Origin of the sequence: Vreelandella piezotolerans (assembly GCF_012427705.1) — a bacterium.
In the GTDB taxonomy this organism is placed as follows: domain Bacteria; phylum Pseudomonadota; class Gammaproteobacteria; order Pseudomonadales; family Halomonadaceae; genus Vreelandella; species Vreelandella piezotolerans.
Genome location: NZ_CP048602.1, coordinates 2,765,942 through 2,779,689 on the forward strand (window position 1 = coordinate 2,765,942; position 13,748 = coordinate 2,779,689).

The following is a 13,748-nucleotide window of genomic DNA, read 5'->3' on the forward strand; positions in this document are numbered from 1 at the left end:
TGACACTACTCGTCGCGCAAGCGATCCGCTTCCGCACGCAGGGTTTCCAGCATGGGCGCTTTGGGTGCCCAGATACGCTCCCACTCGGCAATCGCCTCAGAGAAAAACTCAGCGTCGGCTTCGACGATATTGATGTCCAACCCGCGAATCTCCTCTTCCTGAGCGGCGTCCATCTCTTCGAACCCCGTCAGCACGTTCTCCAGATGTTCGGCCATGGCGGTATCGATCAGCTCGCGATCCTCTTCAGAGAGCTCGCGCCAAACGCGCCCAGACACCACCCCCACCATGGGGAACATCATATGATTGGAGATCAGCAGGTTGTTCGCCTGCTCGTAGAATTTCAGAATCAAAATCGAGTCGAAGTCCATATCGATGGCGTCGACTTGGCCATTGGCCAGCGCATCGTAAACTTCCAGTAGCGGCATGGGGGCCGGTGCTGCACCGGTAGCCGTATAGAAATCGCGAATGGGCTCGAAGGGCGTGATACGTAGCCGCTGGCCTTGCAGATCGTCAGCGCTTTCGATAGGACTGCGGCTCAATACTTGGCGCATGCCCACCATGCCGTAACCCACACCGACCAAGCCAACACCTTCCGGCATCAGATCCAGCAACTCTCCGGCGGCATCGGAACGCAGCAGACGCGCGGCATGGTTCACGTCATCCACCAAATAAGGGGCGTAGAGCGCGCCAAAATCAGGAATGCGGTTGGAGATTTCAGCAATGGTCAGAAACGCCATGTCCAGCGCGCCGGTTTGCAGTTGCTGCACCATCTGCGCTTCGTTGCCTAGCTGCTGAGCTGGAAACACGCTAACGCTATGCTCACCGCCTGAGCGCTCGCTCAGCGTTTGGGCAAACGCTTCGGCTTCGGTAGACCACAAGTGCTGGGCGGGCGTAATCAGCCCTAGACGAAAATCACGTGCCTGGGCGCTGATAGAGGTAACGGCCAGGGTCACTGCGGCACAGGCAAGCGTCAGCGTTTTCATTCGGTTCATGCAAAGCCTCATTGTCCAGCCAAAGTGCCGGTCGGCGCTTTGGGTATTTTTTTAATTAGTCGGCTTTGAGAATACCTGAGCGGTAGCGTTAATGGCACCCGCCATTGCGCTAACGCAGCGTCGCAATGACGGGTAGGCATCCACTGCCCTAGGCGGCTTCGTAGGCCGCTTTCAAGCGGTAAAACTCGTCGACGATGGCCGCCATTTCGGTAGCATCGTAGTCGCACAGACCGCTCACCACGAGCTTCTTTGAGCCCACACCGACCGCTTCACCAGCCGATTCGATGGAAAACTCCAGCAGCGCGTCGGCACGCTTTCCCTGTACGTCCAACGAGGATTGTGTAAGCGCCAAATGAGGCGAAAAGCCATCCAAGCGATCCAGGCAGAACCCCATGCTGTCGTAGATCACTAACGGACGCTTGGGATTGAACATCACCCCATGCTGCTCCATGAGCGGCTTGAGATAGTGGGGAAAATTCTTACCCGAGAAGGCGACGTAGCAGCGGGCAAAGCCTTCGACCACCGCCTCATCACGCGTCATATCGCCGCTGCGGACGACCTGTAAATAGCATTTACCGCTGTCGTCACAAACGTGAATATCCCCGTCAACGGTTTCACTAAACTTGATCGGTGTGTCGGCACCCACCATATTGGTGAAGCGAAATTCCATTTGTCGCGACAGCCCAAACTTCACCAGCACCAGCGTAAACAGCAGGTCGCCGGGCACGCAGAAACGCCGCGCATCCGGGTTGTGAATCGGGTTGTAGTCGCCAGCCACGCTTTTAGCGAAGCGGCTGGCCTGCTCCGCGGAGATCACCACATACTCTCCGCGCTGCGCGTAAAAATCCTTGAACATGGCTTTGCTGCCTGCCTAGCGTTGAAATCGAAAACCCATAACTGCCCCACGTCGCGCATAATGCCATAAAACACGCGCCAACAGGAGTCATCTGCTAGGAAGCCCGTATGTCCCGTGACACGCCCGCTGCACCACGTCGTTTTCGCCCACTGATCGTCCTGCTGTTTGGCGCGCTAGCCCTCGTGCTGATCTGGCTAGTAGGCAGCCACTGGCTGCTTAACAGCCAATGGCTACCGCAACGACTCTCCACCATCGAAGGGGTCGAGGTACGCTGGACGAACGCCCAGAGCCTTCACCCTGGCCGTTGGGAAGTCGACAACCTCTACCTAGCCCGAGAAGACGAGGCGCTACCGATTACCGTCGAGGCCAGCCAAGCCACCCTGTCGCTATCGCTGCTTGCCCTGCTGCGCGGAGAGCTACATATTCAAGCACTGGAAGCGAACGGCATTCGCCGCTTTACCATCGGGGACATTGCCCTGGAAGCAGAGGGCCAGCTGAAGGTCGAGGATACCCAGTTCAGCCAAGAGACCCTCAGCGTGCCTTATGTAGGCTTGGATATTACCCAGGGCCGCCTCGTCCGCTTGAGCGATCAAACCACGCTGGTGCAGGACATTCAGCTACGCAGTACGGCGTCACTGGACTCACTGTCCACCCAGCAAAGTAACGATGCGCTGACGGAGGCGCTGCTCGACGCCCTCACCGCCCAGCTTGCCATCACGGCTCAAGCCGACGCTTGGGATGTGTTCATGCCTTACTTAGAGGCACTGCCCTGGCTAAGCTTGGCAGGCAGCGGCGTGTTGGAAGGCGAGCTTGCGCTCGCCGAGGGCCAACTGCAGCCGGACAGCGAACTGACGTTAGCAGCCCCCGAGCTGGCCCTCTCGATGGATGAGCAGCGCTTGAGAAGTACCGATAACACGCGCCGCTGGCTGGTAGCGGATGACACACCGCCGCCGCCGCATACCGCCACGGGCCAGGGGCGCGTCAGACTCGCCGTGGAAGAGGGTCAACTGCGCTTCACGACCCAGTTGGAAAACGTCACGCTAGCCGATACGCATCCCTACGCGACGAATACCCAGCTCGCCCTCGCTACCCACATTCCCAATCAGCGCCTGGATCAGCTCGACTTGCCCACCCGTGCGTCATTTGAGCTATCGGGCGAAGTGACACGACTCGACATGCTCGACCGCTATCTCGCAACGGCTTTCGATGGCCAAGGGGTTCGGCTTTCCGGCCAGGGGAGCATCACCGCCAGCGCGACGCTCCAGGATGCACGCCTTTACGAAGCATCGCTAACCGTTCAAGCCCCCACGCTAGGCGCAGAGCTGCTCGAACTCACCGCGCAAGGCAGCGGTACCCTCGACGCGGCGCTCTCTACTAAGGAACAGATAACGGCAAAACTGGCCTTCACGGACGCCACGCTGCGCCATCAGGAGCGCACCTTGCTGGCAAACGCAGCGCTAACACTAGCGGCACAAAGCCCCCTCGACCCCGAGCAGGCCCAACAAAGTGCCACGGCGCAACTGAGCTGGGAAGACGCCACGCTGCCCAATATCCAAACGCTACAACCCTACCTTGCGTCGGTGTTGCCCAGCCCTTCTCCGCTTACGTTAAACAGTGGCACGGCCACCAGCCATGGGCAGCTAATCCTCACGACCGAGCAACTAAGCGGAGAGCTTCATCTAGCCGGCAACGCGCTGACCACCGGCTGGCAACGTAGCGGGCAGCGCGGCACCTTGGTGAGCAATACGCAGCTCACACTGGCGATTCGCCAAGCGGCGCTGGATGGCACGGAGATGGACATCAGCGGCTCGCGGCTGAGCTGGCAAGTCGCCGACCCGCAACATCCCAGCGAAGCGCTGGAGAGCACGCTGGTGCTGCGCAACGGCCGTTTCCAGCGCCGAAACGCTACGCCTAGCGGGCAGTTCACGCTGGAGGGCAGCGTGCAGCGGCTGGGATTTCTCAACACGTTTTTACCGGATGCCCACGGCGTAACGCTATCCGGCAACGGCCAGCTCTTTTTGCAGGGCGCGTTCATCGATGACGCGCTGCAAGCTCCGACGCGGCTGCGGATCAATGCTAACCAGTTAGAAGTGACGTTCCTCGACTATTTAGCCACCGGGCGCGGCGAGCTGACCGCCCAGCTCGACAGCCCCGAGCAGGCGCAGCTTTCGCTGGGGATTCCGCAGTTTGTCCTACGGCAGCAAGAGGACGACCGCGCGCATTTGGAAGGCCGCCATTTTGCGCTCACCACCCAAACCGACCGCTTTAGCGACGTGCTGGACTCACCCGCTCCCGAACACTTCACCACCCGCGTTGCGCTACCCATCACCGAGGTGCCGGACATTACCCGCTACAACCGCTACCTGCCAGAAGATGCGGGAGTCGAGCTTCTCTCCGGCAACGCCAGCCTGACAAGCGGATGGCTGCTGGAGGGGCTGCGTGCCCAAGGTGATATCACGCTGCGCGCTTTCGACACCGAGATGGCGCTACTGGAGCAGCGCCTGAGGGGCGACGTGACGCTGCATTTACAGCTTACCGAAGGCGATATCGAGACACGTCGGTTCACCGCCAACGACTCTTACCTGCGCTTGGAAAACGTCTTTCGTCGCAGCGACGATGGCACTCAGGATGCGGGCTGGTGGGTACAGCTCACCATGGAGGAGGCGCAACTGGAGTGGAGTGATCCGATTCAACTCACTAGCCAGCTACGTTTAGGGATGCGCGATACGGGGCTCTTGGCACGGCTCTTTCTCGCCCGCGCCCGGGAGAGCGACTGGCTGGGTAGGCTACTGAACGTGCATGACATCCATGGCAGTGCGGCACTGGCGATGAGCGGAGAGCAAATACGCCTGCATGATCTCAGGCTCACAGGCGGGCCGCTGCGACTGCTCTCCGATGTGACCCTAGCCAACGGCCAAGCCAATGGCGCCCTCTATGCCCGGCTTGGTGCCGTGGGCCTTGGCGTGGAGCTGAACGACAGCGAACCGGCCCTGCGTGTACTCCAGCCCAAGCGCTGGTTTGACCGCTGGCGCGACGCCCAGCGTTTTCCCAGGCCTTAGCGGCGCGTGCGCTCCCGACGAATCATACGTACACGCTCTTTGGCCTTTTGCGGTGTCGACAGCGGCGCGTTGGCGTCTTGGTGTTTAGGCGGCAGCGTGACCCAGGCAAACACCGGCAAAGCCAAGTGCCAATGAATTGCCGCTAAGCGCAGCCCCAGTGTCACACTGAGCGAGGCGGCAATGGCGATAGTCAGTGGCGCATCGAGCGCCTGCAGCGCGACATAGACAATTCCACCCGCCATGGCGGCGGTGGCGTAAATCTCTTCGCGCAGCACCATCGGCACCCGCTGGGCCAGCACATCACGAATCATGCCGCCCGCCACGCCGGTCATCATGCCCATCAGTACCGCGACGACGCCAGAGGTGCCCAGCAGCAGCGCTTTGTGCGTGCCGATGACGGTAAACAAGGCCAGCCCAAAGGCATCCGCCACCGGTAAAAAGCCCCGAGAGAGCCGGTGAATATAGTGAAACCCCACCAGCGACACGCCCACCGTGGCCAAGATCACCCACAAGTAGGTAGGGTCGGTCACCCAGAACACCGGCCGCACACCCAGCACCAAATCTCGCAGCGTACCGCCCCCAATGCCCGTCACCGCCGCCAACACCAGCATACCGAACGGGTCCATCCGCGAGCGACAGGCCAAAATCACGCCCGACAGGGCAAACACGATCACCCCCGCCATATCCAACCCATAAATCACACCCGACACGCGGCTCTCCTTTTCATCGCCATCAGAGGCGAAGATTACCACTTCTTGCCAGCCCCACCCTGCCATATCTGCTCATTTTTTAATCAATCAACGCGCATTTTGTAAGAGATTGCCGACACGGCTTGTAAGACATTGCCGCTTTGTCGCCTTGGCGGGTTGCAGTATCGATTCTGATGATTAACCTGAGCGTTTCTCATTTGTACTCATGAGCATTGAAACTTCCCAGGAGGGGGCATGGCACTCAGCACCGGACTGCACTTTACCGTGACGCTACCCGGCGTTGACGACGTGGCCGTGATCGACTTCACCCACCGTGAAGCCCTCTCCCAACCCTTCGAGCTAACGCTGAACCTGGCCAGCCGCGACGGCAGCCTCGATGCCGCCGAGTTACTCGACCGCGAGGCCAGCCTCACGATTTGGCAGGATGGCGAGCCACTGCGCCGGGTACACGGCATCGTCAGCGAGTTTGGCCGGGGCGACCGCGGCCACCGCCGCACGTTTTACTCGCTGGTACTACGCCCCGCTCTATGGCGACTCTCGCTGCGCCACAACTCGCGCATCTTCCAAAAGGTCGACCCGCTGACCATCATCAATACCCTGTGCGACGAGCGGGGCATTACCGACGTAGCTTTTGCCGTGAACCGCGAACTGCCGGAGCGCGAGTACTGCGTGCAGTATCGCGAGACCGACCTGGCATTCATCGAGCGCCTAGCCGCCGAAGAGGGGCTCTTCTACTTCCACGAATTCGAGGAGAGCGCTCACCGTCTGGTGTTTGCCGATGATCCGCAGGTGCTCGCTAACCTGGGCGCACGCAGTTACCACAACCGCGCTGGGGGAACGGCCCCCAATCGCCATGTTCGCAAACTCAGCCACACGGCAAGAGTTGCCGCGGCCATCGCCACGCTAAAAGACTACAGTTTTAAAAAGCCTGCTTACGCACAACGACATGAACACCTGGGTCGCGATGTAGAAAACCATGGGCAGCAAGTCGATTACGAACACTACGACTACCCCGGCCGCTACAAGCAGGATGCCTCCGGTAAGCCCTTCAGCCGCATTCGCTTGGAACAGCTGCGCCGCGAGGCGATCGTCGCCAGTGCCGAAAGCGACCTCCCCGAACTCGCTCCCGGCCTGCGTTTCACACTGACAGATCACGATACCGACAGCCTCAACCGCGACTGGCAGGCCATTGACGTCCATCACGTCGGTGAGCAACCCCAAGCGCTGGAAGAGGATGGAGTGACCCAGGGCGATGCCAACGGCATGACCCGCTATTACAACCACGTCACGCTAATCCCTGGCGATACCCCCTGGCGCGCCACACCCAACCCCAAACCTCGTGTCGATGGCCCGCAAGTCGCCTTCGTGGTGGGCCCAGAAGGTGAAGAGATCCACTGCGACGAACACGGCCGTGTCAAGGTCCAGTTCCCCTGGGATCGCTACGCCGAACCCAACGACACCGCGAGCTGTTGGGTACGCGTGGCCCAGGGCTGGGCAGGCGGCGGTTACGGCAGTATCGCCATTCCCCGCATTGGCCACGAGGTGGTCGTATCGTTTTTAGAGGGCGACCCGGACCAACCGCTGGTCACCGGACGCATCTACCACGCCGTGAACACCGCCCCGTACCCGCTGCCGGAGCACAAGACCCGCACGGTACTGCGCACCCAGAGCCACAAGGCCGACGGCTTCAACGAACTGCGCTTCGAAGACGAAGCGGGCGAAGAGCAAATCTGGCTCCACGCCCAGAAAGACCTGGAGCTGCTCACCCTTAACGACCGCACCGAAGAAATCCGCCACGACAGCTTCTTGAAAGTTCAGAACGACCGCATCAGCGAGATCGACAACGACGACCATCACACGGTGCACGGCAATCGCTTTGAGCACACCGAGGGCCAGCAGCACCTCACGGTACAGGGCACGCTGCACGTCAAGGCAGGTCAAGCGTGGCTTAGCGAAAGTGGCCGAGAGCTGCACATCAAGGCAGGCCACAAGGTGGTGCTGGAAGCCGGTAACGAACTCACCCTGAACGCCGGGGGCAGTTTTCTCAAGCTGGACGGCGGCGGCGTGACGATGGTCGGCCCGAAGGTGCGGGTCAACGCAGGCGGCAGCCCTGGTAATGGTTCAGGGCAGGCGGTTGAAGGCCCGCTGCTGCCGGGGCGGGCAGTGACGGAAACACATGAACGGGTTAATGCGCTATCCCAAGAGGCACTGCTGACGACACAGCTCAAGGTGCCGGAAGTATGTGAAGAGTGTTGGCTGAAAGCGCTCTCTGAAGGCCAGAGTGCTATCCCTGGGGAGCCATCATGAAAGCGAATGCTCTTTTCCCCTGGCAACATGGTGAATCAGAACAGGCAGCGGAGGTATCAAGCTATGTTCTGGTTGAATTAGCGCCTCTACCGGTAATCTGCCGTTCGACACTCTTCAACGACATGGCTCAAGATAGCCGGTACTGGTCGCTCATCAAGGATGAAAGCCAACCTCACTTGCAACGCGAAGGCCCATGGTTACTGCAGTTAAAGCAAAACAAACTCGAGGCACTGTCCACGCTGGATGGTATCGATTGTGCGTTACAGAGTTGGATCGAAAGCCCTCTGTCTGGGGCGGAATTGGCTATTCACATGGCTCCGGCAATGGTGATGGAAAACTTGAACAAGCAGCGTTCTCTGCTGCGTTTTTACCTGCCTGATGTCATCACTCAACTGCATCGAGATGCTCAAGGTAATCCAGAGAACCTCCTGTTCGCAGGTGTAAATCGCTGGTGGTATCGCAACGAAACGTCAGGTTGGACGGCTCTGGAAGGTCGCGCCCCGCTCGCTAAGCATACACCTTGGCGCTTGTTAGTCGATGACGCACGTTGGCGTTCATTACACGGTGACCCAGAGGTAATGCAGCTGACCAGCGAGTTGGTCGATTTTTCGCCTGCCTTGTTCACTGGGATATGTGGTTGCGAACGTCCACGGCATGTTGCCAAGGCACTAGTTCAAGCGGACAGCCATGGATTGACTGCCACTGCCGACCGGCGAACATATGTGTACATACAGCTAAGCGAGGGAGAAGGTGCCTGGGCTGCCGAAGAGATGAAAGCTCTTTTACAGCGAGCAGCTAAAAGCGAAGCCCCCTTGGCTGATTTGTTGGTGGCTGCTCATCAGCAGGCTGAAGAATGTTAGTTCGTTGGGCAATAAGCCGCTATATGCGTCTGATACCTGTTTGGCTTCAGGTAGTGTTGGCCACTTTGGTTATTGTATGGCTTGCATGGAGTATGCTGTTGAGTCCATCAATAAGTGGCTCTTTAATAGGACATAATCATACGGACAGGCCCATTGGCAGCTTCTGGCTAGATGGCAATTGGGGCGGAAATCTATCCGCTTACTCTGGCGGTTTGTATACAGGGGGTGGTACTACCTGCTGCTGGTCTTTTAAAGGAGATTTTGTTGAGGCTGCATGGATTCTAAGTATGACGGGAGAGCAGAAGCGTCAGGGAATTGAGGAAGAGAGACATAGCGTAATCCTCCCCCTGCCAGCGTATAGCCGAGAAGATCAGTATTTGCATGTCCACTTTCTCTCTGACAATCAAGTCGAACTTGCTTGGAGTCCAAACTTACAATCTCCGCTTTCTGAGCGACTCCGAGACAAGTAATTTATCTAGAATCGACAGTCAGCACTGTTCGGAATTTATTATGAAAAAAAGGAATCAATTACCATGTTAGTTCGCTGGGCAATAAGCCGTTATATGCGTTTAATCCCTCTATGGCTTCAGGTGGTATTAGCTGGAATAGTCATGATATGGCTAGCCTGGAGCATGCTTTCTAATACGTCTAAGAAAGGAAGTTTGGTTGGATACAACCATACTGATCGTCCCCTAGGTAGATACTTTGTAGATGGTAACTATGGCGGTAATGGAGGAACAACCTGCTGCTGGTCTTTTAAGGGGGATACTGTCGAGGTGGAATGGATTTTGAGCGTGACGGGTGAACAGAAAAGGCAGGGCTTAGAGCAAGAAATCCATAGAGTCACTATGCCTATGCCCGAACATAATAAAACAGACCAGTATTTGCATGTTCATTTCCTGTCGAATAATAAAGTTGACTTGATTTGGAGCTCTAACATCAGGTCTCCAAAGCTAGACCAGTACCGTAGTGAGGAGGAAAGACGCGATGAATGAAGAAACATTAGAAAACCTTCAGGCGTTCAATTCTCGTAACAAAGGTAATAATTACATCGAATTTGGAGCTGATTGCCGTAAATTCTTAGATATGGGGTTTTTCTTTGATGGAATAAACCGAAACATTTCTGATGATGTTTTAACTGGTAAAGTTAGTAATATATCAGCGATGTTTGAAGCCCATTTGCGTGAGCAGGATGATCACGTAGGCAATGCTTTCCGTAAGCATTATTACTCCGGTCTTGGAACGTCTTTCGACTCCAGCCTATCAGATGATGTGGTGGGTGCTGCGCACCGCTTTCCTGGCGAAGCCGTCGGAACGGGCGCAGGACAGCTACGTTCCAGTGGCGCAGATGCCGCAAAAGAAGTTCTCTCTGGTGGTGGTTCGGGGCGCTGGTACGAGGTTTTTGGGCGTTCATTTAAAGTATCCATCACTCAACCCTGGAACTGGATAAAATCGGCTCGGGATGCCGCTATTCGCACGGGTATTGAAGCCGCTGCACCTATCAGGGACACTTCCATTGCCGCTAACCTGTTGATGAGCGGGAGTCACACCCGCCTCTCCTCCGCTGTTCGCGATTTCCACAACAGCGTTGCTGATGTTAAGCAACACAGTGAGCTACCGTTGGCCCGAATACGCGTCTCTGTCTTTGGCTTCGATTTTGGTGCCGCCATGGCTAAAGCATTTGTACGGCGGCTTCTGGATGAAGTGTGCGATCAGGATGGCGAACGTTTTGTTTATCAGGACAGCGATGTGGAGGTCGTATTTGTAGGCTTGTTGGACTGTGTGGACCGTACACATGCCGAGATGGGGCCGTTGGATTGGTTTCACCCGTTGACCCCGGTGCTTGATGATGGTGGTGAGCTTCACCCAGGCTGCCAGCGGGCACTGCATTTGATCGCCGCTCACGAGCGCCGTTTTTATCGCCGCTGCCGTCCGCTCGGAGTGGAAAATTCGCAGTGGCATGAAGAACTGTGCCCCGGCATTAGCGAAGATATTGGCGGTGGCCTAGTAGCCGACGAACAGAAAGCTAGCGCAGAATTATCGCGTGCCGCCCTGCACCGCATGTATCGCCGTGCCACTATTGCTGGCGTGCCTTTTCCGCCGCTGGACACGCTGAGAGAACAGAACGAATTTACTGCTCAACTGTTTGAGCTAAATGATGAAATCGAAGGCTATTCATTACCCGCTTTGGCCCGCCACTATCAACGATATACCAATTCTCGACGCAGTCCTACAGGTGAAAACTTTCGCTTCCATACCCTGGTTTATCTGGCCTGGCTAGCGCAACGTTACCGCGACTATCAGGACACACTGGCTGCTCTAGAAGCACGCGAAGATGCGCTGCCTAACCGTTATTACCATCGCACCATTGGCTCACTGGTGGCGTCTATCTCAGGAGAGCAAGAAGAGTGGTCACTTCAGAGGGCGGAGCAAGCCGAGATTGATGCAGCTATAGACTCATTAAAGCAGTCTTGGAGCTGGCTCGAAGATGTTGACAGCGAGGCGAGGGATATACGTCGGCGCGAACGTTCATCAGACAGGAATACCTATTTGCATGCGCGAGCGACGCTTCGTCACCACTCGCAATTAGCTAACAGGTGGTATCAGTGGACAAGGGAAGAATCGCCACCTGAGCTACCCGAGCCAGTAGGGCTGCTGTTTGCTTATGGATTGCATGACAAGCAGCCCGAAGAGATGACTTATCGAAATCGACAACCCTCACAGCTTGTTGGTGGTTACAGGTTTATAACGTGGCGAGGGATTGATCAACCTGAAGAATAAAGTCGACAATTAATACCCTTTCCTAGCCAACCACGCTTTCAAGAAAGCAATTTCACTCTCTTGGGCGGCAATAATGTCCTCGGCCAGTTGACGAATTTCGTCATCTTCGCCGTGCGCCAGCACAATTTCTGCCATGGCGATAGCGCCCTCATGGTGTGGAATCATGCCCTGCGCAAAGTCCACGTCGGGTTGGCCGGTAAACGCCATATTCATATCGTTGTGCATGCGATCATTTGCGGCTCGATAAGCGATAACAGCAGGGTTGTCGCTATGGGTAGCGCTGTGCTCTCCCCCATGCTGCTGATGGCCGCCATGCCCCTCTTCTGTGTGATGGTGCGCATAGCTATTCGAGGAGATTAAAAAAGCCTGACAGCAAACAAAGGCTCAGTACCGGCATCACACGTGGCTTTGCAGACACCGCCCGAAGTGCAACATAACGAGACATAGACTTCTCCTGATGAAGGAACGCGTGATCGCGTGTCACAACCATTAACACTTACCAATAAAGCCGAACGAAGTGTAAAACCTATAGGCAGCCCACAGGTCAATATGGGCTAAGTGCGTTACTCTGTTAAACAATCTTTTTCGTCATTCATGGAGTCAATATGGATTGGAACCCTGCTTACAGCTGGCTGGTGCTCGCCTTGCTGTTGAGTCTTGCCGAACTGACCTCGGGCGCCATGGTGCTGCTGGCGCTCGGCATCGCGGCGGCGCTGACCGCCGCCGTCACGGCATTGGGGCTATCGCTGCCCTGGCAGTTGCTCAGCATGGGCATCTTTGCCGGCGTGATGGTGCCGGTGGGCGTGATGGTGATTCGGCCACGCTTCTCCCCCAAAGGGGTTGCCTACGGCACCACCGGTACCGGCGTCGAAAAAGGCAACCGCTATACCACGCTTTTACGCGAGTATGATCAGGCCACCGGCATTAAAGTAAACGGCGATTTTTTCCGTTTACGTGTGCTCGAAAGTGGCCAAACCGAGCTGCCCGAAGGCACGCAGGTCGTGTTCAAACGCTTTGAAGGCACGACCGCGCTGGTCACCTTAACGCCATCCGACACGGATGATCGTTCACGCGCCACCCCCAACACCCAGGAGTCTTGACATGGATTTACCGATAAGCCCCGGCCTACTGATTAGCCTGATCATCGTCGTCATCGGCATTTTGATCATTTCGAAAGGCTTGGTGATCGTTCGCCAATCGGAAGTGATGGTGATCGAGCGTCTCGGCTCTTTTCACCGCGTGCTGGAGAGCGGTATCAACATCATCATTCCGTTCATCGAACAGCCCCGCGCCATCACTATGCTGCGCTATCGCAAAATGGGCGAGGAGTACACCGCCATCACCACCGATGAGACCCGCATCGACCGCCGCGAGACGGTGATGGATTTCCCCGGCCAGCCCGTGGTGACCACGGACAACGTCACCGTGCGCATCAATGGCGCGCTGTATTACCAAATCATCGATCCCAAGCGGGCGGTCTATGAAGTCGAAAACATGAGCCAAGCCGTCGAGGTATTGGCGAAAACCACGCTCCGTTCGGTGGTCGGTAAGATGGAGCTGGATAAACTGTTCGAGTCCCGCGCGGAGGTCAACAACGAGATTCAGGCGGCGATGGAAGAGCCTGCCTCCAAGTGGGGCGTCAAGATCTCCCGGGTGGAAGTGCAGGATATCGCCATGCCGGAAGAGGTCGAGTCGGCCATGCGCCTACAGATGGCCGCCGAGCGGAAGCGTCGCGCCACCGTGACCGAAGCCGAGGGTGAAAAATCGGCCGCCATTGCCATGGCCCAAGGCCAGCGTGAATCCGCCATCTTGAATGCCCAGGGCGATAAAGAGTCTGCCATTCTGCGCGCCCAGGGTGAGCAGGAGTCCATCAAGCTGGTGCTGAGCGCTATTGGCGATAGCGAAGAGAACAAGCGCACGGTGGTAGGTTACCTGCTTGGCCAAAGCTATATCAAAGTGTTGCCCACCATGGCGAAAGACGGCGAGCGCGTGTTCGTGCCGTATGAGTCTTCGGCTCTGCTGGGCTCCATGGGCATGTTCCGGGAAATGGCAGGCTCCCCAGAAGACACCGTGTCTCATCATTTAAAAAGCCGCTCCGGTCAGGAAAGCGGCTTGAGAAGTGGCATCGTCGGTGGTGCCAGTAGCAGCTAACGCGTTACGTATTAAGCCACTGGCACGGCACT

Annotated in this window: 12 protein-coding genes; 8 read left to right on the forward strand and 4 right to left on the reverse strand. The window is 57.1% G+C overall.

Annotation, left to right across the window (positions count from 1 at the left end; all coding sequences use genetic code 11):
- Positions 1–5: 5 nt before the first annotated feature.
- Complete coding sequence (locus tag GYM47_RS12690; RefSeq protein ID WP_044629244.1) at positions 6–992, reverse strand: TRAP transporter substrate-binding protein; 987 nt, start codon at positions 990–992, stop codon at positions 6–8.
- Positions 993–1,140: 148 nt separating this feature from the next.
- Entirely contained in the window at positions 1,141–1,848 is a 708-nt protein-coding gene (locus GYM47_RS12695; RefSeq protein ID WP_044629245.1) for a DUF3581 family protein, read from the reverse strand.
- Positions 1,849–1,955: 107 nt separating this feature from the next.
- Here GYM47_RS12695 and GYM47_RS12700 point away from each other — a divergent pair, with 107 nt between their 5' ends.
- The gene (locus tag GYM47_RS12700) at positions 1,956–4,907 is read left to right on the forward strand and encodes a translocation/assembly module TamB domain-containing protein (RefSeq protein ID WP_153842676.1); all 2,952 of its coding nucleotides are present in this window, start codon (positions 1,956–1,958) and stop codon (positions 4,905–4,907) included.
- Here the strand turns inward: GYM47_RS12700 and GYM47_RS12705 are convergent.
- Positions 4,904–5,617, reverse strand: coding sequence for a trimeric intracellular cation channel family protein (locus GYM47_RS12705; protein WP_153842727.1), 714 nt, complete (start codon positions 5,615–5,617; stop codon positions 4,904–4,906). The genes GYM47_RS12700 and GYM47_RS12705 overlap by 4 nt on opposite strands.
- Before the next feature lie 234 nt (positions 5,618–5,851).
- Here GYM47_RS12705 and GYM47_RS12710 point away from each other — a divergent pair, with 234 nt between their 5' ends.
- The 5 genes from GYM47_RS12710 (at position 5,852) to GYM47_RS12730 (ending at position 11,565) form a co-directional block, all read left to right on the forward strand.
- Complete coding sequence (locus GYM47_RS12710; RefSeq protein ID WP_153842675.1) at positions 5,852–7,924, forward strand: type VI secretion system Vgr family protein; 2,073 nt, start codon at positions 5,852–5,854, stop codon at positions 7,922–7,924.
- Positions 7,921–8,784: a DUF4123 domain-containing protein gene (locus GYM47_RS12715; RefSeq protein ID WP_153842674.1), complete on the forward strand. Its 864-nt coding sequence runs from the start codon at positions 7,921–7,923 to the stop codon at positions 8,782–8,784. Before GYM47_RS12710 ends, GYM47_RS12715 begins: the two co-directional genes overlap by 4 nt.
- A gap of 92 nt (positions 8,785–8,876) precedes the next feature.
- The gene (locus GYM47_RS12720) at positions 8,877–9,254 is read left to right on the forward strand and encodes a DUF3304 domain-containing protein (RefSeq protein ID WP_231125569.1); all 378 of its coding nucleotides are present in this window, start codon (positions 8,877–8,879) and stop codon (positions 9,252–9,254) included.
- A 63-nt stretch (positions 9,255–9,317) separates the two neighbouring features.
- The gene (locus GYM47_RS12725; protein ID WP_153842672.1) at positions 9,318–9,779 is read left to right on the forward strand and encodes a DUF3304 domain-containing protein; all 462 of its coding nucleotides are present in this window, start codon (positions 9,318–9,320) and stop codon (positions 9,777–9,779) included.
- Positions 9,772–11,565, forward strand: coding sequence for a DUF2235 domain-containing protein (locus tag GYM47_RS12730; protein WP_153842671.1), 1,794 nt, complete (start codon positions 9,772–9,774; stop codon positions 11,563–11,565). Before GYM47_RS12725 ends, GYM47_RS12730 begins: the two co-directional genes overlap by 8 nt.
- Positions 11,566–11,574: 9 nt before the next feature.
- Here GYM47_RS12730 and copM read toward each other — a convergent pair whose 3' ends face one another.
- Positions 11,575–11,790, reverse strand: coding sequence for a CopM family metallochaperone (gene copM, locus GYM47_RS18595; protein ID WP_399464973.1), 216 nt, complete (start codon positions 11,788–11,790; stop codon positions 11,575–11,577).
- A 380-nt stretch (positions 11,791–12,170) separates the two neighbouring features.
- Between copM and GYM47_RS12740 the strand changes: the two genes are divergently transcribed.
- Positions 12,171–12,665: a nodulation efficiency, NfeD-like protein gene (locus GYM47_RS12740; protein ID WP_153842669.1), complete on the forward strand. Its 495-nt coding sequence runs from the start codon at positions 12,171–12,173 to the stop codon at positions 12,663–12,665.
- 1 nt (position 12,666) lies between these two features.
- A complete protein-coding gene (locus GYM47_RS12745) occupies positions 12,667–13,716 on the forward strand; it encodes an SPFH domain-containing protein (RefSeq protein WP_044629248.1) in 1,050 nt (349 codons plus the stop codon).
- Positions 13,717–13,748 lie beyond the last annotated feature (32 nt).